The 25,063-nt window shown below is 75.0% G+C and carries 19 protein-coding genes; 9 read left to right on the top strand and 10 right to left on the bottom strand.

Annotated features, from left to right (window positions below):
• Positions 1-5: 5 nt before the first annotated feature.
• From dacB to QBL21_RS05925, 3 genes are all read left to right on the top strand, one after another.
• On the top strand, positions 6-1,583 hold the full coding sequence (dacB, locus tag QBL21_RS05935) for a D-alanyl-D-alanine carboxypeptidase/D-alanyl-D-alanine-endopeptidase (RefSeq protein WP_407560926.1): 1,578 nt from the start codon (positions 6-8) through the stop codon (positions 1,581-1,583).
• 228 nt (positions 1,584-1,811) lie between these two features.
• Positions 1,812-3,968 (top strand): TPM domain-containing protein, encoded by a 2,157-nt coding sequence (locus QBL21_RS05930; RefSeq protein WP_407560925.1) that lies wholly within the window; start codon positions 1,812-1,814, stop codon positions 3,966-3,968.
• 81 nt (positions 3,969-4,049) lie between these two features.
• Positions 4,050-4,799, top strand: a complete 750-nt coding sequence (locus QBL21_RS05925; RefSeq protein ID WP_407560924.1) for a PspA/IM30 family protein — start codon at positions 4,050-4,052, stop codon at positions 4,797-4,799.
• 72 nt (positions 4,800-4,871) lie between these two features.
• Here QBL21_RS05925 and QBL21_RS05920 read toward each other — a convergent pair whose 3' ends face one another.
• The 5 genes from QBL21_RS05920 to mgtE all read right to left on the bottom strand — a co-directional run bounded on the left by QBL21_RS05920 (position 4,872) and on the right by mgtE (position 10,933).
• Entirely contained in the window at positions 4,872-7,385 is a 2,514-nt protein-coding gene (locus QBL21_RS05920) for a SpoIIE family protein phosphatase (RefSeq protein WP_407560923.1), read from the bottom strand.
• Between the two features lie 218 nt (positions 7,386-7,603).
• Positions 7,604-8,116 carry an ATP-binding protein gene (locus QBL21_RS05915; RefSeq protein WP_407560922.1) on the bottom strand — a complete coding sequence of 171 codons (513 nt, stop codon included), beginning with the start codon at positions 8,114-8,116 and terminating at the stop codon, positions 7,604-7,606.
• A 106-nt stretch (positions 8,117-8,222) separates the two neighbouring features.
• Positions 8,223-8,417 carry an SPOR domain-containing protein gene (locus QBL21_RS05910; protein ID WP_407560921.1) on the bottom strand — a complete coding sequence of 65 codons (195 nt, stop codon included), beginning with the start codon at positions 8,415-8,417 and terminating at the stop codon, positions 8,223-8,225.
• Positions 8,418-8,622: 205 nt separating this feature from the next.
• Positions 8,623-9,375 (bottom strand): GntR family transcriptional regulator, encoded by a 753-nt coding sequence (locus QBL21_RS05905; protein WP_407560920.1) that lies wholly within the window; start codon positions 9,373-9,375, stop codon positions 8,623-8,625.
• 223 nt (positions 9,376-9,598) lie between these two features.
• Positions 9,599-10,933, bottom strand: a complete 1,335-nt coding sequence (gene mgtE, locus QBL21_RS05900) for a magnesium transporter (RefSeq protein ID WP_407560919.1) — start codon at positions 10,931-10,933, stop codon at positions 9,599-9,601.
• Positions 10,934-11,114: 181 nt separating this feature from the next.
• Here mgtE and QBL21_RS05895 point away from each other — a divergent pair, with 181 nt between their 5' ends.
• The 3 genes from QBL21_RS05895 (at position 11,115) to QBL21_RS05885 (ending at position 14,282) form a co-directional block, all read left to right on the top strand.
• Positions 11,115-12,512, top strand: a complete 1,398-nt coding sequence (locus QBL21_RS05895) for a glycoside hydrolase family 18 protein (RefSeq protein WP_407560918.1) — start codon at positions 11,115-11,117, stop codon at positions 12,510-12,512.
• Between the two features lie 138 nt (positions 12,513-12,650).
• Entirely contained in the window at positions 12,651-13,427 is a 777-nt protein-coding gene (locus QBL21_RS05890; RefSeq protein WP_407560917.1) for a PIG-L deacetylase family protein, read from the top strand.
• Between the two features lie 93 nt (positions 13,428-13,520).
• Complete coding sequence (locus QBL21_RS05885; RefSeq protein ID WP_407560916.1) at positions 13,521-14,282, top strand: MerR family transcriptional regulator; 762 nt, start codon at positions 13,521-13,523, stop codon at positions 14,280-14,282.
• A 135-nt stretch (positions 14,283-14,417) separates the two neighbouring features.
• Here the strand turns inward: QBL21_RS05885 and QBL21_RS05880 are convergent, their stop codons facing one another.
• Together QBL21_RS05880 and QBL21_RS05875 are read right to left on the bottom strand one after the other, a co-directional pair.
• On the bottom strand, positions 14,418-15,752 hold the full coding sequence (locus QBL21_RS05880) for an FtsX-like permease family protein (protein WP_407560915.1): 1,335 nt from the start codon (positions 15,750-15,752) through the stop codon (positions 14,418-14,420).
• A 3-nt stretch (positions 15,753-15,755) separates the two neighbouring features.
• The gene (locus tag QBL21_RS05875) at positions 15,756-16,601 is read right to left on the bottom strand and encodes an ABC transporter ATP-binding protein (RefSeq protein ID WP_407560914.1); all 846 of its coding nucleotides are present in this window, start codon (positions 16,599-16,601) and stop codon (positions 15,756-15,758) included.
• 201 nt (positions 16,602-16,802) lie between these two features.
• Between QBL21_RS05875 and QBL21_RS05870 the strand changes: the two genes are divergently transcribed.
• Entirely contained in the window at positions 16,803-17,654 is an 852-nt protein-coding gene (locus QBL21_RS05870; RefSeq protein ID WP_407560913.1) for an NAD(P)H-binding protein, read from the top strand.
• 137 nt (positions 17,655-17,791) lie between these two features.
• On the opposite strand, the gene QBL21_RS05865 is transcribed toward QBL21_RS05870, so the two are convergent.
• From QBL21_RS05865 to QBL21_RS05855, 3 genes are all read right to left on the bottom strand, one after another.
• On the bottom strand, positions 17,792-19,033 hold the full coding sequence (locus tag QBL21_RS05865) for a hypothetical protein (protein WP_407560912.1): 1,242 nt from the start codon (positions 19,031-19,033) through the stop codon (positions 17,792-17,794).
• A 105-nt stretch (positions 19,034-19,138) separates the two neighbouring features.
• On the bottom strand, positions 19,139-19,597 hold the full coding sequence (locus QBL21_RS05860) for an RrF2 family transcriptional regulator (RefSeq protein ID WP_407560911.1): 459 nt from the start codon (positions 19,595-19,597) through the stop codon (positions 19,139-19,141).
• A 68-nt stretch (positions 19,598-19,665) separates the two neighbouring features.
• Positions 19,666-21,468 carry a histidine kinase gene (locus QBL21_RS05855; protein ID WP_407560910.1) on the bottom strand — a complete coding sequence of 601 codons (1,803 nt, stop codon included), beginning with the start codon at positions 21,466-21,468 and terminating at the stop codon, positions 19,666-19,668.
• A 208-nt stretch (positions 21,469-21,676) separates the two neighbouring features.
• Here QBL21_RS05855 and QBL21_RS05850 point away from each other — a divergent pair, with 208 nt between their 5' ends.
• Together QBL21_RS05850 and QBL21_RS05845 are read left to right on the top strand one after the other, a co-directional pair.
• Entirely contained in the window at positions 21,677-22,528 is an 852-nt protein-coding gene (locus QBL21_RS05850) for an ABC transporter ATP-binding protein (RefSeq protein ID WP_407560909.1), read from the top strand.
• Positions 22,525-25,032, top strand: coding sequence for an FtsX-like permease family protein (locus tag QBL21_RS05845; RefSeq protein ID WP_407560908.1), 2,508 nt, complete (start codon positions 22,525-22,527; stop codon positions 25,030-25,032). Before QBL21_RS05850 ends, QBL21_RS05845 begins: the two co-directional genes overlap by 4 nt.
• Positions 25,033-25,063: the final 31 nt, after the last annotated feature.

Raw genomic sequence — 25,063 nt, 5'->3', positions numbered from 1 at the left:
CTGTCATGAGCAGATCCCCCAGACGTCCGAAGTCATCAGCGCGTACGTGGACTTGGCCGGCCGCCACCGCGATGGCCGCCCTCCTCGCCCTCGGCCTCGGCGGCGGCGCCCCCGCCGGGGCGGATCCCGACGACGACGGGCTCAAGCAGGCGCTGGACAACGTCCTGGCCGACGAGCGGCTGGAGGGCGCGCTCGCCTCCGTCGTCGTGGCCGACGCGGCGAGCGGCGAGACCCTGTACGAGCAGTCCGCCGCCACCCGGCTCACCCCCGCCTCCAACACCAAGCTGCCCACCTCGGCGGCGGCGATGGAGCTGCTGGGCCCCGACTACACCTGGTCCACGGACGCCCTCACGGCGGGCGGGGACCTCTACCTGCGCGGCACCGGCGACCCGACGATGCTGGCCGCCGACTACGACGCGCTGGCCGCGAAGGTCGCGGCGGCGGGCGTGGACGAGGTCGACCGGCTCGTCGCGGACGACACCCGCTTCGACTCCGTACGCCTCGGCAACGGCTGGTCCGCCGACTACGAGTCGGACTACTACGCGATGCAGATCTCCGCGCTGACCGTGGCCCCGGACACCGACTACGACTCCGGCACGGTGGTCGTGGAGGCGTACCCCGGCAAGCGGCCGGGCGCGAAGCCGACGGTGAAGGTGACGCCGGCCAACGACTACGTGAAGATCGACAACCGCGGCCGTACGGTCGCGGAGGGCGAGCCCGACACGCTGGGCATCACGCGCGAGCACGGCACGAACACCGTCGTCGTCAGCGGGAACATCCCGGTGAAGGCGAACGCCACCAAGGAGTGGATCACGGTCTGGGAGCCCACGGGCTACGCCGCGTCGGTCTTCCGGGACGCGCTGGAGCGGCACGGGGTGGAGGTCGACGGCCGGACGGTTCCCGGGCGGGCGACGCCGGAGAGGGCGCGTACGGTCGCGAGCCACGCCTCGATGCCGCTGAAGGACCTGATGGTCCCCTTCATGAAGCTGTCCAACAACGGCCACGCGGAGATCCTGACGAAGACGATCGGCGTGGAGACGGCGGACGCCGGCACGTGGAGCGCGGGCCTGCGGGGGGTCTCCTCGTACCTGAGGTCGGTGGGCGTCGACACCTCGACGCTGCGGCAGGTGGACGGCTCGGGGCTGTCGCGGGGCAACACGATCCCGAGCCGCGAGTTCGTCAAGCTGCTGACGGCGGTCCAGGACGAGCCGTGGTTCGACGCCTGGTACGAGTCGCTGCCGGTGGCCTGCGGGGAGGACCGCTTCGTCGGCGGCACGCTGCGGACGCGCATGTGCGACACCCCGGCGGAGGGCAACGCGCGGGCGAAGACCGGGTCGCTGACGGGTGCGTCGGCGCTCTCTGGCTATGTGACCGACGCGGGCGGCCGGGAGCTGGTCTTCAGCGTGGTGCTCAACAACTATCTGGCGGGTTCGGTGAAGGACATCGAGGACGCGGTGGTCACGACGCTGGCGGGATACGGCGGTACGGAGACGGCGGAACCGCAGCCGCGGTCCCCGACGAGCCGGAGCGCGGAGCACCGGGCGGATGTGGAGTGCGCGTGGCTGAAGCCGAGGGCGTGCTGAGCCCCCGCTGAACGCGGCCCCTGCGGGCGCCGGGCACGGCCGTGCCCGGCGCCCCCGCGGCCGGCCGGCCCGGCCGAACGGGTGAGTACTTCCCGCGCGCGCTCCGGACGGGCCCGGGGCGCGAGAAACGCCGCCGCGCGGGTCCCGGGTGCGGGGGTGAGGAAAGCCGCATAACCTCCCGTACAGGGCGCGCCGACCTGCGGTGCGACCGGTGCGGGAGGCGCGCGCATGCGGATACGGCGGCTGGCTGCCCGGCTGACCACGGCCGGCGCCCTCGCGCTCCTCCTCGCCGCCGCCCCGGCCGCACCCGCCGCACCCGCCGCACCGGCCGCATCCGCCGCCGCACCGGCGCCCGGCCCCGCCGCCGCCCCCGGCACCGATCCCCTCCCCCTCGACCGCGACGGCCAGGTCACCGACCGCGTCGGCGCCCTGCGGGACCGGCGGCCCGACGTCGGCGCCGCACTCGACCGGCTCGACCGGGACCACCGCATCCAGCTCTTCGTCGCCTACGTACGCGACTTCTCCGACTTCTCCGCCCAGGACTGGGCCGACACCACCGCCGAGCAGAACGGCCTCGGGCAGCGCGACGTCCTGCTCGCCGTCGCCACCGGCGACCGTCAGTACGCCGTGTCCGCCGCCGCCGACTCCGGGTTCTCCCAGCGCGACATCGACGCCGTCAACGCCGAGGCCGTCGAGCCCGCCCTGCGCCAGAACGACTGGGCCGGCGCGGCCATCGGCGGGGCGAACGGCTACGCCGCCGTGCTCGACGGCCGGGCCGTCCCCCCGCCCGACGTCACCCCCGGCCCCACCGACCCCGCCGGCGACCCCGGCGGCGAGTCCGCCGAGGGCGATGTCAGCGCCACCGACTTCGTGGTGCCGGTCGTCGCCGCCCTCGCGGTCGCCGTCCTCGCCGCCCTGTTCTTCTCGCGCAGACGAAGCCGCAGAGGCGCGGGACAGCCCCACGGGCCCCGGCCCCGGGGCGCCGCCGCCACCCCCCTGCCCGAACTCGACGCCCACGCCAAGGCACTCCTCGTGGAGACCGACGACGCCCTCCGCACCAGCCAGGAGGAACTCGGCTTCGCCACCGCCCAGTTCGGCGACGAGACCGCCCGCCCCTTCGCGGAGGCCGTGGGCCACGCCCAGGCCGAGCTGACCGCCGCCTTCCGCCTCCGGCAGGCCCTCGACGACGCGTACCCCGAGGACGACGCCGCCCGGCGCGCCATGCTGGCGGAGATCGTCACCCGCTGCACCGACGCCAACGCCCGTCTCGACGCCGAGTCCGACGCCTTCGACCGGCTCCGCGCGATGGTGTCCCGGGCCCCGCAGGTCCTCGCCGCCGCCGAGGCCGTCGCGCAGCGGCTCCCGGAGCGCCTCGGCGCCGCCGAGGGCACGCTCGCCGCGATGGCCGACGCCTACGACCCCGCCTCCTTCGCCGCCGTCGCCGGCAACCCCGACGCCGCCCGGGACCGCCTGGACTTCGCCACCGAGAACCTCGGCAACGCCCGCGCCGCCCTCGGCGCCGACGACGCGGCCACCGCCGCCGTCCACGTACGCGCCGCGGAGAGCGCCGTCGACCAGGCCGGCACCCTCGTCGAGGCGGTCGTCCGCCGCGAGCAGGAGCTGCGCGAGGCCGCCGCGGGGCTCGCCGACGCGCTGCGCGACATCCGCGAGGACGTCGCCGACGCGCAGGGCGTGGTGCGGGGCACGGCCGCGGACGAGTCGAGCGCCGACCTCCAGGGCCGGGTCGCGCGGGCGCGGACGGTGCTGGCGGAGGTGGAGCAGGAGGTGGCCGGCGGCCGGTACGACCCGCTGGCGGCGCTGCGCCGCGTGGAGGAGGCGGACGCGGCGCTGGAAGGGTCGCTCGCCGGGGCCCGGGAGCGGGAGGAGGCCGACCGGCGGGCGCGCCGGCTGCTGGACCAGGCGCTGGTCGGCGCGCGCAGCTCGGTGGCCGCCGCCCGGGACTTCGTCACCACCCACCGCGGCGGCATCGGCCCCGTGGCCCGCACCCGGCTGGGCGAGGGCGAGCGGCACCTCCGGCAGGCCGTCGAGCACGCCGGGACCGACGCGGCCGGCGCCCTCCGGCACGCCCAGCGCGCGGACGAACTCGGCCGGGAGGCGCGCCTGCTGGCGGAGCAGGACGTCGGCGGCTTCGACGGCTCGTACGGCGGCGGGCCCTTCGGCGGCCCGTACGGGGGCGGCTACGGCCCGGGCGGCGGACGCGGCGGCATGGGCACCGGGATGCTCGGCGGGATCATCCTCGGCGGCATGCTCGGCGGCGGCTTCGGCGGCGGCCGGGGCGGCTTCGGCGGCGGCTCGGGCCCCGGCCCCGGCAGCTTCGGCGGCGGGGGCACTCGGGGGCGGATGGGCGGCGGAGGCCGCTTCTAGGAGGCCGCCACGACCACGAGTACGCGAGTACGCGACCGCGCGCTCCGCGCGTCCACCCACCAGATACGAAGGAGACCCCCCGTGACCGGCAAGCAGACCATCCTCGGCCGCACCCTCCAGCTCGCCCGCGCCAACGTCAACGCCCTCATCGACCAGGCCGAGGACCCGGCGAAGATGCTCGACCAGCTCATCCGCGACTACTCCAACAGCATCCGCGAGGCCGAGCAGGCCGTCGCCACCACCATCGGCAACCTGCGGCTGATGGAGGCGGACCACAGGGAGGACACCGGCGCCGCCGAGGAGTGGGGCGCCAAGGCCCTCGCGGCCAGCCGCAAGGGCGACGAACTGCGCGCCGGCGGCGACGGGCCGCAGGCCGAGACGTTCGACAACCTGGCCCGCAAGGCGCTGGAGCGGCAGATCACCGCCGAGAACGAGGCGACCGCCGCCGAGCCGCTGATCGCCGCGCAGACCGAGGTGGTGGAGAAGCTGAAGCAGAACCTCGACGCGATGCGGGAGAAGCTGGCCGACCTCGACTCCCGGCGCGACCAGCTCGTGGCCCGCGCCAAGACGGCGGAGGCGCAGAACCGGATGCTCGACGCCGTCGAGAGCATGGACGTCACCGACCCCACCGCCGACCTGGGCCGCTTCGAGGCGAAGATCCGCCGCGAGGAGGCGCGCGCGACGGGCCGGACGGAGCTGGCGAACTCGTCCCTGGACGAGCAGTTCGAGCAGTTGGACGACCTGGACAAGGAGGCGGAGGTCGACGCCCGGCTGGCGCGGCTGAAGGGCGACGAGATCCCCCGCATCGGCGGCGACCAGGCCGCGGCCTGAGCGGGCGCGGGCCGGGCGGGGGCGGCGGGTGGGTCGTGCGCGGCGGGCCGGACCACGGGCGGCGGGTTCGGCTCAGAACGCCGACAGCAGCGCTTCGGCGTCCAGTTCGCGTTCCTGGCCCGTGCCGGGCAGCGCCAGTTCGTACCAGACGGTCTTGCCGCGGTGCGTGCGCCTGCTGCCCCAGTTGCTGCTGAGCATGCTGACCAGCTGGAGCCCGCGCCCGCCCTCGTCGGTGTCCCGGGCGCGGCGGCGGCGCGGCTGGACCAGGTTGCTGTCCCACACCTCGCACACCAGCGTGCGGTCCAGCAGCAGCCGGAGCCGTATCTCCGGTTCGCCGCCGCCGCTGCGGCCGCCCTCGCCGTGCCGGAGCGCATTCGTCACCAGCTCGCTGACCAGCAGCTCGGTGGTGTCGATCAGCGGTTCCAACTGCCATGCGGCGAGCTGCGTGCGGGCGTGTTCGCGGGCGAGCGCGACCGAGCGGGGTTCCGCGGGCAGCAGCCAGTCGCCGACGGTGTCGGCGGGCAGTCCGCCGATACGGGCCATCAACAGGGCGATGTCGTCCTCTCCGTGCCGGGTGTAGAGCGTGTCGAGCACGTGGTCGCAGACGTCCTCCAGCGGCTGTGCGGGGTCGGAGAGCGCCTTGCGGAACTCCTCCAGGCCCTCGTCCAGTCCGTGGTCGCGGGACTCCACGAGACCGTCGGTGTAGAGCGCGAGAAGGGCGCCGTCCGGCAGCTCGACCTCGACCTCCTCGAACGGCTCGCCGCCGACGCCGAGCGGCATCCCCGGCGGCACCTCCAGCAGCAGCGGCGGCTCGCCGGGCTCGACGACGACCGGCGGCAGGTGCCCGGCGTTGGCGAAGGTGCAGCGCCGGGTGACCGCGTCGTAGACGACGTAGGAGCAGGTGGCGAGGTAGACCTCGTCGGAGACGCCGCCGAGGCCGCCGGCGATCTCGTCGAGCGCGGCGAGCACCTCGGCCGGCTCCAGGTCGAGCATGGCGAGGGTGCGTACGGCGCTGCGCAGTTCGCCCATGGCGACGGCGGCGCGCAGGCCGCGGCCCATGACGTCGCCGACGACGAGGGCGGTGCGGTGGCCGGGCAGTTCGATGACGTCGAACCAGTCGCCGCCGACCTCGGTGGCGGTGTTGCCGGGCAGGTAGCGGCAGGCGATGTCGAGGCCCGCGGCCTCGGGGTCGCCGGGCGGGAGCAGGCTGCGCTGGAGGATGAGGGCGCGGGAGTGCTCGCGGCGGTAGAGGCGGGCGTTGTCGATGCACACCGCGGCGCGGGCGGCGAGCTGTTCGGCGAGGGCGGCGTCGCGTTCGCCGAAGTCCTCGCTGCCGCGGGCGCGGGAGAACTGCACGAGCCCGACGACGGTGTCCCCGGCGACCAGCGGCACCGCGAGCGTCGTCTGCACCAGTCCGCTGTCCCCGCCCGGCACCCGGCGCACCTGGGCGGTGCGCAGCGCGGCGGCGTGCGGGGAGTGGAAGGCGAAGCGGTGGGTGGAGCCGACGGCGGTGACGGGGGCGTCGGAGACGGCGCTGGCGAACGCGACGCGCCGCAGCTCGGCGCTCCCGTCGGCGAGGCCGGGGCGGCCTTCGTCGCCGTCGAGGAGGCTCTGGTAGACGTCCACGCAGGCCATGTCGCAGAACTGCGGGACGGTGACGCCGAGCAGCTCGCGGGCGGTGGTCTCCAGGTCGAGCGAGTTGCCGATGCGGGCGCCGGCCTCGTTGAGCAGGGCGAGGTTGCGGCGGGCGCTGGCGGCCTCGCTCTCGGCGCGGCGGCGGCGGGTGACGTCGGAGACGATGGCGGCGACGCCCATGGCCCGGCCCGTGCCGCTGTGCACCCGGTACAGCGATATCGACCACCGCAGGCTGCCCGCCTGCCCCTCGCGCGCGGACGGGGCGGCGGGGCCGCTCAGCGGGTCCTCGGGGGTGGGCCCGAGGATCTGCATGTCGGTGACGGGCTCGCCGGTGTCGAGGACCTGCTTGAGCGCCGCGGTGACGCGCTCGGCCTCGGGCCGCGGGAGGTAGTCGCGGGGCGAGCGGCCGACGTGCGAGGCGGCGGTGCCGCCGAAGGCGGCGGCGACGCGCTCGTTGACGCGTACGAGCCTGAGGTCGGTGCCGAAGAGCAGGAAGCCCATCGGGGCTTGGCCGAAAACGGCCTGTGAGGCGGCGAGATCGGTCTCGATACGGCGCAACGCGTACGCGTCGACGGTGAGGCACAGCGCGCCGCGGGCACCGCCGACGCCCATGGTGGGCATGACGTACAGCTCGGCGATGCCGTCGACGGCGGGGTGGGTGGCGCCGGCGGCATCCGTCACGGCCGGCTTGCGGTACGGCAGCAGGCCCGTCCACTCCCGCCCGTCGAGGATCTCCGCGACCTTCTCCCCGACGTCCGCCCGCAGCTCCTCCGGAACCAGCGCCTCGACGGCGTCACGGCCCAGCACCTCGGCCGCGGAGACGCCGAGGAGCTCCTCGGCGCGGGCACTCCACTGCTCGATGTGGCCCTCCGCGTCCAGCGCGAAGGAGGCCACCTGGATGTGGTCGTAGATGGAGCCCGGCGGACTGCTCTGCCAGAACGGTGCTCCCACGCGACCGCCCCCTTTGCTGATCCTGCTCCGGGTACGCACCGCAGAGTATGCGGGAAGATCCGTATCCGGAACATGGTCGTCGGGTCACGGGTTCGGAACGCCCCACCGCTTCCGGTCCCCGGTATCCGCTGCGTCTGCGAGTGGTGCCCGCACGGCACCCGGCGCTACGCCACCGCGCGGCCCCCTTCCGTACGTCTATGAAGCCTCCCCCGTACGTTCTAACCAGCGGACCCCAGCTCGAACCACACCGTCTTGCCCATTCCGCCGCAGCGGGTCCCCCAGCGCAGTGCGACGCTGGCGACGAGTTGGAGTCCGCGGCCGCCTTCCTCGTCCGGCGCGGCGGCGCGGAGCAGGGGCGGCACCGGCAGCGTGTCGGAGACCTCGACGCGGATGCCGCCGCCCGCGTCGGGCCCGCCGACGGGGCGCAGGCGCAGGCCGACGGGGCCCGAGGCGTAGCGCAGGGAGTTGGTGACCAGCTCGCTGACGAGCAGGACGGCCAGGTCGGTCACGGGGTCGAGGTGCCAGGTGCGCAGGGTTTCGCGGACGACGGCGCGGGCGGTGCGCACGCAGCCGGGGTCGGCGGGGAAGCTCCACTCGGCGGGGCCGGCGGGGTCCGCGCCGGCGCCGGCGGCAGGGGCCGCGGGATCTCGGAGGCCGGGGAGTGCGGAGGGGCCGGTGAGCGGGGGAAACGGCGTCACGGCGGCGTGGCGGAGGAACGGGGGGTTGCTCACACCTACCACATCCCAGCGGAGTTCTGTCGGTTTTGCCCGACTTAAGGGGAGTGGTAGATGCATACCCGCTTTGGGGGGAAAATATCACCTACATGCGTACGTGGAGCTACACGGAGTTGGCGTCGCCGCCGCCGGTGCGCTCCACCCGGTATATCTGCCGTTGCTCCGCGGGCCCGAAACGGGAGACCACGCGCTCCGCCTCGTCACGCGTGGCGTAGCTGCCCACGCGGTAGCGGTTACCGTTGCCGTCCTCGCGGACGATGACCCACGGGCGTGCGGCGCCGCTGTCACCCGCACCCATAAAGCCCACCCCAGGAATGTCTGCCCCGGACGCACCACGGGACGACTGCGGCCCCGGCGTCCTGCTTGCCTTCCGAATATGCCAGAGCTTACGCCCGGCATTCACTCCCCGCATACGGCTTTACACGAGAAGTGCCATTCTCGGCCGAAAGTTCGAATCGAAGCATGGCAGAAAAGGAGAGGGCCCCGGGAGCCGCAATCCCGGGCTACCTGACGGGCAGGTGGTAACTGACGCGGTAGCGGTCGGCCGGCACGATGACGTCCGCGGTCTCGACCGCCCGCCCCGAGGCGTAGAACGTCCGCTGGATGCACAGCACCGGCTGCCCCGGCACGGCCCCCAGCGCCTGCGCCTCGTCGGCCAGCCCGGGGCGGGTGCCGACCTCCTCCGCGACGTTGTCCACGACCACGTCGATCGCCGCCATCCGCTCCACCACCCCGCGGCCGGCGAGCGGCCCCTCCTCGGGCAGCATCACGGGCGTACGGCCGGTCAGGGCCAGCGGCTCCCAGGAGGTGGAGAGCAGGACGGGCTCGCCGGCCGAGCGGAAGACGTAGCGGGTGCGCATCACCGGATCGCCGGCGCCCAGGTGCAGCCGGGCCGCGACGCCCGCCTCGGCGTGCTCCTGTGCGCTGCGCGACTCCCAGGAGCCGGCCACCGACTCGTCGGCCTGCTCCTGGCGGAAGGGCGTGAGGTCGCCGAGGCCGCGGTAGCCGGTACGGACCAGCCGGTGCGGCTCGGGGCGGGGGCGTACGTACGTACCCGACCCGGACCGGCCTTCGACCAGGCCCTCGGCCATCAGGACCTTGCGCGCCTCCAGCGCGACGGTGTCGGAGACCCCGTACAACTGGCGGATGCGGGCCTGGGACGGCAGCCGGGCGTGCGGCGGGAGCTCCCCGCCGACGATCTTCCGGCGAAGGTCCGCGGCGACCCGCAGATAGGCGGGCTGCTCACCTAGAGGCACCGTTTCTTCACACCCCCGTCGCCGCAGTTGCCGTACGGGCCCGCGCCGTCCCCGGCCTGCACCGTTCCGGCCTGAACACGCGCGAAAGCCTGGCAACCCGGAACCGGCGCCGCAACCTCGGGGGAGAGCTTTACGGTGCGCGTTCACCGACCGGTGTGCGCGGGGCCACCGGGACGTACGCCCGCGCACGGGAAGCCCTGCCCGGGCCCGCGGCCAGCCCCGCTCACAGGCCGAGCACCACGCGGGCGATGAGGAAGTAGATCACCAGTCCCGTGGCGTCGACCAGCGTGGTCACCAGCGGGGCCGAGATCACCGCCGGGTCGATCCCCAACTGCTTCGCCAGCAGCGGCATCACGGAGCCGACCACCGCCGCCCACGAGCAGATCAGCACCAGCGACAGCGACACCGTCAGCGCGATTCCGCCGTCGGTCATGATCGTCGCCATCACCATTCCCACGATGCCGAGCCCCACCCCGAGCAGGAACCCCACCCGGCACTCCCGCCACGCCACCCGGGCCACGTCGCCCGGGCGCAGCTCGCCGACCGCGATCGCGCGCACCGCGCCCGTCGCGGCCTGGGCGCCGACGTTGCCGCCGGTGCCGACGAGCAGCGGGATGAACACCGCCAGCGCGGTCACCTCGTCCAGCTCGCCCTCGAACGCCTGGAGCACGCTCGCGGTGAGGGTGGCGGCGAGGATCAGCAGGAAGAGCCAGATGATGCGCGCGCGGGCGAGCCGGAAGACCCCGACCGACAGGTAGTGCCCCTCGACGGGCTCGGCGCCGGCCTGCCGGGCCACGTCCTCGGTGTCCGCCTCCTCGATCAGCTCGATGGCGTCGTCCACCGTGAGGATGCCGACGACCCGCTCCTCGCTGTCCACGACGGGCAGGCCCAGGAGGTTCGCCTCCTGCATGAGGCGGGCGGCGGTCTCGGCGTTGTCCGTGGCGTAGACCCGCGGGAACTCGGTGTCCACCAGCTCGATGAGGGGACGCTCCGGCGGGGCCAGCACCACCTCCCGCAGGGAGGCGACGCCGACCAGGTGCCGGCGGTCGTCCACGACGGGCAGCGTGTAGACGGTCTCGGCGTCCGGGCCCTGGCTGCGCACCCGCTCCAGCGCCTCGGCGACGGTGGACTGCTCCTTCAGCCGGACCAGCTCCGGCGACATGTACCGGCCGACGGCGTCCGGTTCGTAGCCGAGCAGCGGGGCGGTCAGGGCGCGCTCGCGGGGGCTGAGCCCGGCCAGCACGCGCTGGGTGAAGTTGGCGGGCGCCTCGCCGAGGAGCCGGGCGCGGTCGTCGGGGTCCATCTCCTCGACGACGTGCCGGAAGGTCTGGTCGCGCAGCCCTTCGAGGATCTTCTGCTGGTCGCCGGCGCGCAGTTCCTCGAAGACCTCGACCGCGCGGTCCTTCTCCAGCAGCCGGAAGCAGAAGACGGCCGTGACCTCGTCGGCGCGGGCGAGTTCGTCGGCGACGACGTGCGGCGGGTGGTCGGCGAGCCACTGCTGGAGTCCGGCGACGTCGTTGCCGTCGAGGAGGGTGCCGAGGTCGGTGTCCGTGCTCATGCCGTACCGCCCTCCGTTCCGGCCGCTGTCCGGCTTCACCCTAGAACGTGCCGATTACCGGGCTGAGCAGGGGCATGCCGCCGGGTGCGCCGTGCCGTACGAACCCTTGACCCCTATTGGTCTAGGCCAATAGCGTTCGGCGCACCCGAGAGAAGCGCGATCTCCCGAGAAGAGGGCTTTCATGCACCGAAGACTCGTGCGCCGCCTGGCCGTGGCCGGCTGTGCGCTGTCCCTCCTGGTCACCCCCGGCCTCACCACGGCCGGCGCCACCGCCGCGACCCCCGACGACAGCGCCGCCACCGCCGCCACCGCGGCCCCGCAGGCCGGAAAGGGCGGCCACGGCGGGCACGGCGGGCACGGCGGCCGAGAAGAGGCCCGGCGTGTCGGCTACTTCACCCAGTGGGGGGCCAGGGACCGCGACTTCCTCGTCAAGGACCTCGTCACCAGCGGCACCGCCAAGCGGCTGACCCACCTCAACTACGCCTTCGGAAACGTCAGCCCGGACGGCAAGTGCTTCGAGGACAACATCCCGGGCGAGGGCGACGCCTTCACCGACTACCAGCGGACGATGACCGCCGCCGAGTCCGTCGACGGCCGGGGCGACTCCTCGCGGCAGCGGCTCGCGGGCAACTTCAACCAGCTCCGCGAGCTGAAGGCCAGGTACCCGGACCTGAAGGTCATGATGTCGCTCGGCGGCTGGGCCTGGTCCACGTACTTCTCCGACGCGGTCCGTACGCCCGAGTCGCGCAGGGAGTTCGTGTCCTCGTGCATCGACCTGTTCATCAAGGGCAACCTGCCGAAGATCGACGGCCGCGGCGGGCCCGGCAGCGCGGCGGGCGTCTTCGACGGCATCGACCTGGACTGGGAGTGGCCGAACTACCCGGGTGACGTCGACACGATCTACCGCCCCGAGGACAAGGAGAACTTCACCGCGGTCGTCGCCGAGTTCCGCCGGCAGCTCGACCGGGCGGAGCGCTCGCGCGAGGGCCGCGGCCGGCACCTGCTGCTGACCGCGTTCCTGCCGGCGAACGCCAACGCGATGGACGCGGGCTACGAGACCCGCAAGATCTTCCCCAAGCTGGACTACGCCACCCTCCAGGGCTACGACCTGCACGGCGCCTGGGAGAAGAACACCAACCAGCAGTCCGCGATCCACTCCCCCGACGACAGCCTCCAGCAGGTCGTCGACGACTGGCTGCTGCGCGGCGCGCCGCGGGACAAGCTGGTCCTCGGCATCCCGTTCTACGGCCGCGGCTGGAAGGGCGTCGAAGGCGGCGGCGACGGCTACAACCAGCCCGCCGCGGGCGCGGCGCCGGGCACCTGGGAGGCGGGCTTCGAGGACTACAAGGTCCTGAAGGAGTTCGCGGCCTCGGGCGAGTACCAGGTCCACCGCGACAAGGAGAGCGGCCACGCCTGGCTCTTCGACGGCAGCACGTTCTGGACGTACGACGACCCGAAGGTCATCGCGCAGAAGGCCGAGTACATCGACGACCGCAACCTGGGCGGCGCGATGGTCTGGTCCCTGGACGGCGACGACGACGGCGAGCTGTACCGGGTCCTGGACCGCGGTCTGGACTGACCCGTCCCCGACGAGGCGGTGCCGGGTCCGGGCCCGGCACCGCCTCCTTCCGTACCCCCCGCGCCGTACCCCCCGCGCCGCACCCCCGCGGGACGGGCTGGAGCGGGTGGTGACACCGCGTCATGTGACCATGTCGGCATGACCGACAGCGCTCACGCCGAGGCGGCGAACCTCGCTCCCCTCCCCGACGACTGGCAGCGGGCCCTCGCGGTCGTCGCGCACCCCGACGACCTGGAGTACGGCACCGCCGCCGCGGTGGCGAAGTGGACGGACGCCGGCAAGGAGGTGGCGTACGTGCTCGCCACCCGCGGCGAGGCCGGGATCGACGGGCTGGAGCCCGTCGAGTGCGCCCGGGTGCGCGAGGCTGAGCAGCGGGCCGGCTCCGCGGTCGTGGGCGTGAGCGCGCTGGAGTTCCTCGACCACCGCGACGGCGTCATCGAGGAGGGCCTGCCGCTCCGCCGCGACCTGGCCGCCGCCATCCGCCGGCACCGCCCCGAGCTGGTCGTCACCATCAACCACCACGACACCTGGGGCACCGGCCCCGGCGCCCCCCGCAACACCCCCGACCACCGCGCCGTCGGCCGCGCCGTGCTCGACGCCGTCGGGGACGCCGGCAACCGCTGGATCTTCACCGAGCTGCTGGAGCAGGGCCTCGAACCGTGGGGCGGCGTCCGCTGGACCGCGGTCGCCGGCTCCCCGTACCCCACGCACGCCGAGGAGGTCACCGACGCCGCCATGGGCCGCGCCGTGGCGTCGCTGGCGGAGCACCACGCGTACATCGTCGGCCTGGGCGAGGACGACCCGCGCGAGTACGCCCGCGGGCTCATCGAGCAGATGCTCGCCTCCACCGGCAAGCAGCGCGGCGTCGACCTCGCCGTGGGCTTCGAACTGGTGCCCCAAAGTTTCGGGGACTGACGGCTTGACCTTGACGTAACGTCAATTTCTACGGTGGAGGCTCACCGACCGGCCACCGGCCACCCGCCTTCGTACCGAGGAGCGAGCACCGCCATGGAGTGGTCCATCCAGGAGATCGCGCGCACCGCGGGCACCACGAGCCGCACCCTTCGCCACTACGGCGAGCTGGGGCTGCTCCGCCCGAGCCGCGTCGCGGCCAACGGCTACCGCTACTACGACGAGCACGCCCTCGTCCGGCTCCAGCGCATCCTGCTGCTCCGCGAACTCGGCCTCGGCCTCCCGGCCATCGCCGAGGTGCTCGACGGCGGCGACGGTCCCGAGGACGCCGCGGCGGCGCTCGGCACGCACCTGGAGCTGCTGGTGCGGGAGCGGCGGCGCATCGGCCGGCAGATCGCGTCGGTGAAGACCACACTGCGCAAGCTGAGAGAAGGAGAGCCGCTCATGGCGGAAGAGGTGCTCGACGGGTTCGACCACACCCGGTACGAGGAGGAGGTCACACGGCGCTGGGGGAAGACGGCGTACGAGCGGGGCGATCGGTGGTGGCGCTCGCTCAGCGAGGAGCAGCGTCAGGACTTCCAGCGCCGCCAGCGCGACATCGCCCGCGACTTCGCCGCCGCGCACGCCGCCGGCGAGGCGCCGGACGGCGCGGCGGCGCAGGGGATCACGCGGCGCCAGTACGAGTGGATCAGCGCGGGCTGGCAGGGGCAGGGGCCGTCGGCGGAGGCGTTCGCGGGGCTGGGGCAGATGTACGTGGACGACCCGCGGTTCACCGCGAACTACGACGCGCACGGGGAGGGGACGGCGGTGTTCGTACGGGACGCGATGCGGGTGTACGCGGACCGCAACCTGGGCTGACGGGAGGCGCGGGGCGCCGGGGCCGGCGCCCGTACGGCCCGCGTGACCCCGCGCCCGTACCCGCTCGCCCCGCGCCCGCGCACCCCGCGCCGAAGGGCCCGTCGACCTCGTCGACGGGCCCTTCCGTACGCCCCCTCATGCCGCCAGGGCGACCGTCTCGACCGCCGGCGTCCGCAGCACCCGCCGCGCGGTGCCCAGCGCGGTGACCATCGTCGCCGCCGCGGCCACCCCCACGACCGCCGCCCAGATCCCGTACCCCGCCTCGGGCAGCACGTTGTCCGTACGCGCCACCGTGAAGGGCAGGATCCCGGCCGTCGCCGCCAGCGTCCCGAAGAACACCCCGGTCACCGTCAGCAGCAGCCCCTCCATGCCGACCCCCGCCAGCACCTGGCCGGGCGTCGCGCCGGCCAGCCGCTGCTGGCCGAACTCGCGGCTGCGGTACGAGGTCGCCGCGTACAGCGTGTTGATCAGCATCACGCAGGCGAAGACCGCGATGATCCCGACGACCACGAAGTTCAGCGTCTCCACGTTCTTGTCGTCCACCGACTGCGTCAGCCCGGCGGCCTCGATGTGGTCGTTCTCGATGGCCTGCATGTACAGCGTCGCCACCGAGATGCCCACGAAGAGCACCATCGGCATCAGCACCCCGGACAACTGCGCGGCCCGCTGCCGCAGCCCGTGCACCGTCAGGTAGCCGCTACCGCCGCCGAACACCGTCAGCAGCCCGCCGGTGAGCCGCAGCAGCCCGCCGAGCAGCGCCGGCGAGAAGGCCGCGAAGCCGACCGACAGCAGGATCGCCCCGTACGCCGGCGGGGCCATGGCCTCCGGGCCCGCGTCGCCCATGGCGAAGCCGGTCAGGCACAGCGCCGCGCCCAGGCCCAGCGCGGCGAAGCCGCCCCAGGTGCGCAGCCGGCGCCGCGGGGCGCGCTGTTCGCGCGCCTTGTTGGCCCGCCGCACGGCGAGGAACGCGGCGCCCACCGACGCCAGCAGCGTGATGTCGATGCCGGACATCAGCGCGATGGTGCCGAAGACGTGGTCGACGTCGTCCGCGACCTGCCCGCTGTCCTGGAACAGGTCCAGCAGGATCTGGCCGCCGAGCATGCCGGGCACGATCGCCAGCAGTCCGCCGACGAGCGCGACGACCGCCGCCTCCCCGACGACCATCCTGCTGATCTGCGCCGGCGTCGCGCCGGTGGAGCGCAGCAGGTCGATCTCGGTGGTCCGCTGCCGTACGGCGACCGTGAGCGTGGAGGCGACGGCGAAGAACACCAGCAGGGACCCGTAGCCGCCGACGACCATCGCGGCCGTGGTCAGGGACTCGGAGCTGACGTCGTCCACGCCCTTGGCGCCGGCGGTGTCGAGCAGCGAGTTGAACATCATGATGATCGTCGCGCCGAGGAAGGCGGACAGCAGCGTGGCGGCGAAGCGGCCGGGCCGCTGCCGGATCGAGCGCATGGCCAGCGTGAACATCGGTCAGACCCCCATCGGCGCGCCGTGGCGCGGGTCGTGGTGCGGGGCGCCGGCTTCGTACATGTCGCCGAGGTGGGTCATCCGCTCCGCGACGGTCTCGGCGGTCGGGGCGTTGAGCTGGCCCACCAGGCGGCCGTCGGCGAGGAAGAGGACCGAGTCCGCGTACGACGCGGCCACCGGGTCGTGCGTCACCATCACCACGGTGCGGCGGTCGACGCGCACGGTCTCCTGGAGGAGGCTCAGCACGTCGCGGGCGCTGCGGGTGTCGAGGGCGCCGGTCGGCTCGTCGGCGAAGACCACGCTCGGCGCGGCGACGAGCGCCCGGGCGATGGCGACGCGCTGCCGCTGGCCGCCGGAGAGCTGGTCGGGCCGGTGCCGCATCCGGTCGGCGAGGCCGACGCGGGCCAGCACCTCGCGGACCCGGCCGCGGTCGACGCGGCGGCCGGCGAGCTTCAGCGGCAGCACGACGTTCTGCGCGACGTTCAGCGTGGGCAGCAGGTTGTACTGCTGGAAGACGAACCCGATCCGCTCGCGGCGGAACTTCGTCAGCTCCGTCTCGCTGCCCCCGGTCATCTCCGCGCCGTCGACCATCACCACGCCGCTGTCGGGCCGGTCCAGGCCCGCCGCGCACTGGAGCAGCGTCGACTTCCCGGAGCCGGAGGGCCCCATCACGGCGGTGAAGGACCCGGCCGGCAGGCTCAGCGTCACCCCGTCGAGCGCGGTGACGGCCGCCTCCTCGGCGCCGCCGGTGCCGTAGACCTTGGTCACCTTGACCAGTCGCAGCGCCTCGTGCGGCGCGCCGCCGTCCACGGGACCGGCGGACCCGCGGCGCTCGTTGCGTCCGAACATCGTCTTCACCCCTCGTCAGCAAGGCACTCCCTGTGCCTGACTACGAAGCTACGGACGGTGACGGGCGCGGGCACTGGGCGCACGACCCCAATGGGGGGTGGTGTTACGTGCACCCTCCCGGGGGCGCCCAGGTACGGGTTGACCTGAACCGCGGTTGAAGTCGCAGGCTGGGGGCGTGCCACCGACGAAAGGGGAGCGGCCGTGATTCTGGTGACCGGAGCGACGGGCAAGGTGGGCGGACAGGCCGTCGCGCAGTTGCACTGGGCGGGCGCGGACGTACGCGCCCTGGTCCGCGACCCCGCCCGGGCGGACTTCCCCGAGGGGGTGGAGGTCGTACGGGGAGACCTCGCCGACCCCGCCTCGCTGGGCCCGGCCTTCGCCGGCGTCTCGGGGCTCTTCCTCGTCTGGCCGCTGCCCACGGCCGACACCGCGCCCGCCGTCCTGGACGCGGCGCTCGCCGGGGGCGTACGCCGGGTCGCGTACGTCTCCGCCTGGGGCGCCGCCGACGACCCGGACGAGGAGCCCGACGGCATCCTCGGCTTCCACACCGCCATCGAGCGGCTGCTGCGGGCCTCGCCCGTGGAGTGGACCCTGCTGCGCGCCGGCGGCTTCGCCGCCAACACGCTGCACTGGGCGGACGAGATCCGCGCGGGCGACGTCGTCCACGCCCCGTACGCGGACGCGGGCCGCTCCCTCATCCACGAGGCCGACGTGGCGGCGGTCGGCGTCCGCGCGCTGACCCACGAGGGCCACGCCTCGGAGACGTACCACCTGACGGGCCCGGAGACCCTCACCCAGGCCGAGCAGGTCCGCACGATCGGCGAGGCCCTGGGCCGCGACGTCCGCTTCGAGGAGTCCCCGCCGGAGGTGGCACGCAGGGCGTACGTGGCCGCGGGCCTGCCGCCGTCGTTCGCGGACGGGATCCTGGAGGCGCACGCCGAGCTGGTGGCGAACCCGGAGCCGGTGACGGACACGGTGGCCGAGGTCACGGGCCGCAAGGCCCGCACGTTCGCGGAGTGGGCCCGCGACCACGCCGCTGACTTCGGCGGCTGACCCGGTGTACGGGGCGCCCGCCGGCGCGGCGGCCCGGTGGCCGCGGAGTCCACGGTCCGGGACGAGCCGCCCGCCCGGGCCACGGCGTCACCCCCCGGCGCCGGCGGGTGCCCGCTGCCCCTCCTCCGCGGCGGCGGTCAGTGGACCGTCCAGCGGTAGCAGCGGCTCACCGTGCCGCCGGAGGGGGTGGGGAAGGACGCCGTGCCCAGGGCTTCGCCGGTGTGCGTGAGCCAGCTCACCTCGCTCTCCACCGCGCCGTCCGGGAGGCCCAGGTCGACGACGCGGCCGTGGCGCCAGTACACCGCCCGTCGGCCCGCCTCCGTGTAGCAGTGGCCGGCCGCGTCGCCGCGGTCGTTGAGAGCGGTGGCCGTGGTGCCGTAGAGGGCGTCCGGGAGGGTGGGGAGGGGCCTGAGTCCGTCGCCGGGTGACCAGCGGAAGGGGCCGTCGGTGGCCCGGCTGCTGCCGATCAGCTCGCCGCGGGCGCTGAGGAAGCGGCCGTCGAGCGGGACGCTGCTGGTGCCGCCGTCGAAGCGCGCGAAGTCCGTCAGCCGCTCGCCGTCCCAGACGAACGCCCGCCACTCCCCCGTGTCGCCTTCCGCTGAACCGGCCACCAGGCCGCGGGCGTTGACGCCCGCGCCGAACACCGGGCGGTACGCGCCGGTGAGCCGGGTCAGCTCGGTGACGGTGCCGTCGTGCCACAGGAACGGGTCCGGCGACCAGGCCATGAAGCGCACCTGGCCGGCGACGACGTGGCCGCCGTCGCCGAGTGCGCCGGCGGCGGCGTTGACCGCCTCGGGGTCGGGGGGCGTGATGCGTACGGGCGCGGCGGAGGTGGCGGGGCGAAGGACGTACAGGCCGCCGCGGGAGGGGAGTTCGGGGTCGGCCTGGTACTCGGTCTGGGTCCGCACCAGGACCCGGCCGCGGTCGTCGATGTGCGTGCCCCACGCGCGGTAGTCGTCGCCGGCCAGCACGCGCCGGGGCGCGCCGCCGCGGGCCCAGACGACCGCGTGCGTACGGTCCTCGTCCGGCAGGTAGTGGTAACCGACCAGCGCACCGCGCCCGTTGACCCCCTGGAGGGTGTACGCGCCCGCATCGTGCAGCGCACGGGGCCGCCGCACCCGCGCCCCGCGCCACGCGGCCTGCACCTCCTCACCGTCCGGCCCGAGCGCGCGGCCCACGGCCGGGCCGGCGGGGTGGACGTACGACAGGAACGTCATCGGCAGCGAGCCGTCCGGGTTGGCCAGCGGCCGGGCCACCACGCGGGGCGCGGGGCGGCGTCCCGCGGCCGTCGCCGCCGGCTGCGGGGCCAGGGCCGCGATGCCGCCCGCCGCCGCGCCCGCGAGCAGCGCCCGCCTGCCTATGTGCCGGTACTCGGGCACGTCTCTCCTCGGGTCGGGTACGTAGGAGTCCGGGGGTTCCGGGTACCGATCCGTGGGGGACCTGCGCGCCACTGTCGCACGGTGCCCGGCGCGTGCGCTACGGCCTCAGGGGTTCGTCCACGCGTCGGGGTCCTCGGACAGCTCGTGCACGTACCCCGGCAGCCGCGCGGAGGCCACGTCCGCGAGCGTGACCTCCCCCAGGATCTTGCGTACGTTCACGCGCAGCGCGATCCACAGCGGCAGCAGCGACTCCGCGGGCCCCACGTACGACAGCTCCGGCGGCCGGGCGCCGCGCACCGACACCAGCGGGCCTTCCACCACCCGTATGACGTCGGCGATGGTGATCTCGTCGGCGGGCGCGGCGAGCCGGTAGCCGCCCCGGCCGCCTCGCTGGCTGACCACGAGCCGGCCGCGGCGCATGTCGCCGAGGATGCTCTCCAAAAACTTGTGCGGAATGCCCTGCGCGTCCGCGATCGCCTCCGCCTTGACCGGGGCGTCCTCCGTCGCCGCCGCCAGCTCCAGTGCCGCGCGCACCGCGTAGTCTGCTCGTGCCGAGATCCGCATGCCGGTCATTATGTCTGCACGGTGTCCCCGGCTCTGTCAGGGGCATGCGCGTCACCCCGCCTTACCCGTCACGCGTGCGTGCCGGGCGGGCGGTCCGGGAGCGGGATCACGGCGCGTACCCGGTAGCCACCGCGGGGGCGCGGGGCGGCGTGGAGCGTACCGCCGTAGACCGCGAGACGTTCGCGCAGGCCGATGAGTCCGCGCCCGCTGCCGGCCGCGGCGCGGGCGGTGGGCGGGCCGCCGGTGTCGGTGACCTCGACGCGCAGTTCGCCGGGCCCGTGCGCGACGGAGACGGCGACGGAGGCGCCGGCGGCGTGCTTGACGGCGTTGGTCAGCCCCTCCTGCACGACGCGGTACGCGGCGAGGTCGACGCCGGCCGGCAGCGGGGCCTCCGGGGCGCCGGTCACGGACAGCTCGACGGGCACGCCGGTGTCGCGCACCCGCCCGGCGAGGGCGGCCAGTTGGCCGAGGCCGGGCTGGGGGGCGAGGTCGACGGCGAGGGCGGGGTTGGCGGCGCCGGGTGCGGGGCCGGCGGCGGTCCTGCGGGGGGTCCTGCCGTCCGACTTGCGGTCCGACTTGCGGTCCGGCTTCGCGCCCGGCTTGCGGGCCGTCCTGCCGCCCCGCTTGCGGTACGTCCCCCGGACCGGCCCGGGATCGGCCATCGGGTCCGCGATCGGATCCGCGATCGGGTCCGCCATCGGGTCCGCCGTCGGGTCCGCCATCGGATCCGCCATCGGATCCGCCGTCGGGTCCGCGGTCGGGTCCGCCGTCGCGTCCGCGGCCGGGTCCGCCGCCCCCTCCGGCCCCGCCGCCGCCATCGTCAGCAGCCCCATCACGTGCCGCAGCTCCGCCATCGCCGCCCGCCCGCCGGCCTCCACCGCGCGCATCGCCTCCCGCGCCTGCTCCGGCGACGTGTCCAGCACCTTGCGCGCCGCCCCCGCCTGGATCGTCATCATGCTGACGTTGTGCGTGACGACGTCGTGCAGTTCGCGCGCGATCCGCGACCGCTCCTGGTCCACCGCCCGCCGCGTCGCCTCCTCCTGCTGCTCCTGGAGGGCGCGTACGCGCTGCTGCCAGGTGTGGATCGCGTTGGCGGCCAGCCCGACCGGCAGCAGCACCAGCAGCGGTACGAACCCGCGCCCCACCTCCGGCACCACCCCCGCCACCGCGAACAGCGGCACCCCCGCGAGCAGGCTCGCCAGCGCGCTCCTGCGGTACGGGCTGTACATCACCGCGCTGTACGCCGCGACCACCCAGGCCGCGAACGCGAACGCCGTCGCCCCCTGCGCGACCTCGCCGAAGTGGAACGTCACGGCCGCGCCGAGCACCGCCCAGAACGCGGCGAGCGGGTAGCGGCGCCGTACGGCCAGCGGCACGGCGGTCAGCGCCGCGAGGGCCAACTCCCAGCCCCGCACGGGCGGCAGCACGTGCTCGACGACGGGCGGCGGCGGGTACACCTCCTCGCGGGGCGGCTCGTCCGGCCCGCCCCTGCCGCGCTCGGGCACCCCCGGCGAACCCGGCTCCGGGAGCAGCGACGAGCCGGGCTCGGGAAAGAACGGCGAACCGGGCTCCGGGAACAGCGGCGAGCCGGGCTCCACCATCCCCGGCCAGCCCGGCGGCGGCGGGCCGACGTCCTGCGGGGCGTCCCCGCGCGACTCGTAGAAGGAGCGGTCGAGGTCGGCGACGACGGTGCCGACGGACAGCACGAGGGCGAGCGCGATGTCGGCGGTCCAGGCCCACCGCGACAGCCGCGGCGGCACGCGGACGCCGCCGGCCGGGCCCCGGGTCCCGCCGAACCACCCGCGCGCCCGTCCCGCCGCGCGGCCCACCCCGCGCCCGTACCGTCCGATGACCGCACCCGCCCACGTCACCGGTTCAGTGTGCCAACCCGTCCCCGCCGCCGGATCCACCGCGCGGCCCACCCCGCGTCCGCCCCGCGCCTACGCCGCGGGGATGACGCCGCCCGCCGTCGGCCGGATGCGGTACGGACCTTCCGCACCGCGGCCGACGTGCCCGCGCCGCCGCCGCGCCTAGCGTCTGGCCGCACGCCGACCGCCGAACTGGGGAGGAACCCGGGCCATGGCCACACCAACGCACACCGCCCAAGCCGCGAGCGACCACGGCGGTGCCGACGTCCTCATCGACGTGCGCGGGGTCAGCAGGACGTACGACGAAGGCCCGCCCGCGCTGGACGACCTGACGCTGGCGGTACGCACCGGGCAGGCGCTGGCCGTGCTGGGCCCGTCCGGCAGCGGCAAGTCGACGCTGCTCAACCTCATCGCGGGGCTGGACCGCCCGGACGCCGGCACCGTCACCGTGGGCGGCATGCGCGTGGACGAGCTGAGCGAGAGCGCGTCGGCGAAGTACCGCCGCGCGTCGGTCGGGATGGTCTTCCAGTTCTTCAACCTGCTCGACGACCTGACCGTGGCCGACAACGTGCTGCTGCCCGCCCAGTTGGCCGGGATGCCCCGCGCCCGCGCCGCCGCACGGGCCGCCGAACTGCTGGCGTACCTCGGTATCGAGCGGCACGCCCGCGCGTACCCCGGCCGGCTGTCGGGCGGCGAGCGGCAGCGCGTGGCGGTGGCCCGGGCGCTGATGAACCGCCCGCCGCTGCTGCTCGCCGACGAGCCCACGGGCGCGCTGGACACCGCGTCGGGGGCGGAGGTCCGCGAGCTGCTGCGGGACCTGCACGCGGACGGGCAGACGATCGTGCTGGTGACGCACGACCTGACGCTGGCGGAGGCGTGCGCGACGCGGACGGTGGAGCTGGTGGACGGGCGGATCGCGCGGGACAGCGGGGACGGGGGCGGCGGTCCCGCGTACGGCGCGCAGGGCCCGTACGCAGGCGCCGGCACGACCGGCACGACCGGCACCGCCGGCACCGCCGGCACCGCCGGCACCGCCGACCGCCGTCCGGGGGCCGGCCGATGAGCGCCCTGGGCCGGGTGGTGCGCGCCGGGGTCGGCCGGCGACGCGTGCAGACCACCGTGATGGTGCTGACCACGCTGCTCACCGTCGCCGCCGCCGTGCTGGCGACCGGGCTGCTCGTCGCCTCCCGGGCGCCGTTCGACGACGCGTTCGCGAAGCAGCACGGCGCCCATCTCACCGGGCAGTTCGACGCGGCGAAGGCCACGGCGGCGCAGGTACGCGCCACTGCCGACGCCGACGGCGTCGCCGCGGCCTCGGGCCCGTACGCGATCACCTCGCTGCGCATGCGCACCACCACCGCGCCCGAGGGGGCCGATTCGCCGCCCATGGCGGTGGCCGGGCGGGCGTCGGCCGGCGGTCCCGTGGACGACCTCGACGTCACGGAGGGGCGCTGGGCGAAGGCGCCCGGCGAGATCGTGATCGAGGTCGGCGCGCGGGCCCCGGACATGGTGATCGGCGCGCGGATACAGGTCGACGACGCGCCGGGCAGCCCGACCCTGAAGGTCGTCGGGATCGCCGAGTCGGTGGGCGAGAGCGCGGACGCCTGGGTCGTACCGGAACAGCTCGGCGGCCTGACCGCGGCCGGCACCCGCCCCGACCGCCAGATGCTCTACCGCCTCGACGACGCGGGCTCGCGGGCCGACGTCGCGGCCGGGCGGAAGGCGGTGGCCGCCGCCGCGCCCGCGGGGGCGCTGGCGGGCTCGCAGTCGTACCTGGACGTCAAGCAGCTCGCGGACGAGAACACCGCCGCCTTCATCCCGTTCGTGACCGCCTTCGCGCTGCTGGGGCTGGCGATGTCGGTGCTGATCGTGAGCATCGTCGTCAGCGGCGCGGTGGGCGCCGCGACCCGGCGGATCGGCGTGCTGAAGGCGCTGGGCTTCACGCCGCCGCAGGTCGGCCGGGCGTACGTCGCGCAGGCGGCGATCCCGGCGGCGGTGGGCGCGGTGCTGGGCGCGGTCGTGGGCAACGCGCTGTCCGTACCGCTGATGAGCGAGGTCGCGAGCGCGTACGGCACGGGCCGGATCCTCATCCCGCTGTGGGTCGACCTCGCGGTGCCGGCCGCCGTCCTCGCCCTCGTCGGGGTGACGGCACTGGCCCCGGCGCTGCGCGCGGCCCGGCTGCGGACGACGGCGGCGCTCAGCGTCGGCCGCACCCCGCGGGCGGCGCGGGGCCGGCGCGTACGGCACGTGCTGGGGCGGCTGCCGCTGCCGCGGGCGGTGGGACTGGGCCTCGCGGGCCCGTTCGCGCGGCCGGCGCGGTCGGCGACGATGGCTGCGGCGGTGACGTTCGGGGCACTGGCGGTGACGTTCGCGGTGGGGCTGGGGACGTCGCTGATCGCGTTGCAGAAGGAGGGGACGCCGGACGCGACGGGGGATGTGATGGTGCACCGGATGCTGGGGCCGGAGAGCGGGATGGAGCACGGGGCCCCGGGCGCGCCGGGCGCACCGGGCGCACCGGGCGAGAGGGGCGCACCGGGCGAGGGGGGCGAGGGCGCGGGGCCGGCGGAACCCGGCGGCGCACCGGAGACCCCCGCAGCCGCCCCGGCCGCCTCCACCGCCTCCACCGCCTCCACCGCCTCCACCGCCTCCACCAAGGAGATCACCGCGGCGCTCGACGCCCGCCCGGAGACGGAGCACTACTTCGCCACCGCGGAGACCGATGTCGGCGTCGCCGGTCTCAAGGGCGCCGTACCGCTGGTCACGTACCGCGGCGAGGCCCCCGACGACGGCCACCGCCTGGCGAAGGGCCGCTGGTTCGCCGCCCCGGGCGAGGCGGTCGCCCCGGCCCGCTTCCTCCAGGCCACGAACGCAGGCATCGGCGACACCGTTACCCTCAGGGACGGCAAGCGCACCGCCGAACTCCGCATCGTCGGCGAGGTCTTCGACCTGGGCGACGAGGGCATGGCCGTACGCACCGCGAACGCCTCCGTCGCCGGCCTGGTCCCGGACCTGGAGCCGGCCGAGTGGGCGGTGGAGCTGACCCCGGGCACCGACCGGGCCGCCTACCTCAAGGCGCTCAACGCCGAACTCCAGTCGCTGGGCGCCCAGGGGACCTTCTCCGAGAACGACAGGGAGTCCTCCGTGATCGTCGCCATGCAGGCGCTGATCGCCATGCTCACGGCGATGCTGGTGGCGGTGGCCTGCCTGGGCGTCCTCAACACCGTCGTCCTCGACACCCGCGAACGGGTCCACGACCTGGGCGTGTTCAAGGCCCTCGGGATGAGCCCGCGGCAGACGGTCGCCATGGTCCTCACCTCGGTGGCCGGCATCGGCCTGGCCGCCGGCGCGGCCGGCGTCCCCCTCGGCGTGGCCCTGCACCACTACGTGGTCCCGGAGATGGGCCGCTCGGTCGGCACGAACATCCCCGACGCCCTGGTCGACATCTACGCGCCGCTGGACCTGACCCTCCTGGCCCTGGCGGGCATCGCCATAGCCACGGCCGGCGCCCTGCTCCCCGCCACCTGGGCCGCGGCCACCCGCACGGCAACGGCCCTACGCTCGGAGTAGCGGACCGAGGGGTCCAGCACCGGGGAGGGGT

It is taken from the genome of Streptomyces sp. 184 (genome assembly GCF_045781775.1).
In the GTDB taxonomy this organism is placed as follows: Bacteria; Actinomycetota; Actinomycetes; order Streptomycetales; family Streptomycetaceae; genus Streptomyces.
This window is presented reverse-complemented; position numbering and strand designations above follow the sequence as displayed.

Bases quoted from the DNA above. Each gene is read 5' to 3' on its own strand.
- QBL21_RS05875 (WP_407560914.1), bottom strand. From the start codon at position 16,601: ATGTTCGGACGCAACGAGCGCCGCGGGTCCGCCGGTCCCGTGGACGGC.
- QBL21_RS05880 (WP_407560915.1), bottom strand. From the start codon at position 15,752: ATGTTCACGCTGGCCATGCGCTCGATCCGGCAGCGGCCCGGCCGCTTC.
- QBL21_RS05895 (WP_407560918.1), top strand. From the start codon at position 11,115: ATGCACCGAAGACTCGTGCGCCGCCTGGCCGTGGCCGGCTGTGCGCTG.
- QBL21_RS05885 (WP_407560916.1), top strand. From the start codon at position 13,521: ATGGAGTGGTCCATCCAGGAGATCGCGCGCACCGCGGGCACCACGAGC.
- QBL21_RS05860 (WP_407560911.1), bottom strand. From the start codon at position 19,597: ATGCGGATCTCGGCACGAGCAGACTACGCGGTGCGCGCGGCACTGGAG.
- QBL21_RS05845 (WP_407560908.1), top strand. From the start codon at position 22,525: ATGAGCGCCCTGGGCCGGGTGGTGCGCGCCGGGGTCGGCCGGCGACGC.
- QBL21_RS05910 (WP_407560921.1), bottom strand. From the start codon at position 8,417: ATGGGTGCGGGTGACAGCGGCGCCGCACGCCCGTGGGTCATCGTCCGC.
- QBL21_RS05890 (WP_407560917.1), top strand. From the start codon at position 12,651: ATGACCGACAGCGCTCACGCCGAGGCGGCGAACCTCGCTCCCCTCCCC.
- QBL21_RS05850 (WP_407560909.1), top strand. From the start codon at position 21,677: ATGGCCACACCAACGCACACCGCCCAAGCCGCGAGCGACCACGGCGGT.
- mgtE (WP_407560919.1), bottom strand. From the start codon at position 10,933: ATGAGCACGGACACCGACCTCGGCACCCTCCTCGACGGCAACGACGTC.
- dacB (WP_407560926.1), top strand. From the start codon at position 6: ATGAGCAGATCCCCCAGACGTCCGAAGTCATCAGCGCGTACGTGGACT.
- QBL21_RS05930 (WP_407560925.1), top strand. From the start codon at position 1,812: ATGCGGATACGGCGGCTGGCTGCCCGGCTGACCACGGCCGGCGCCCTC.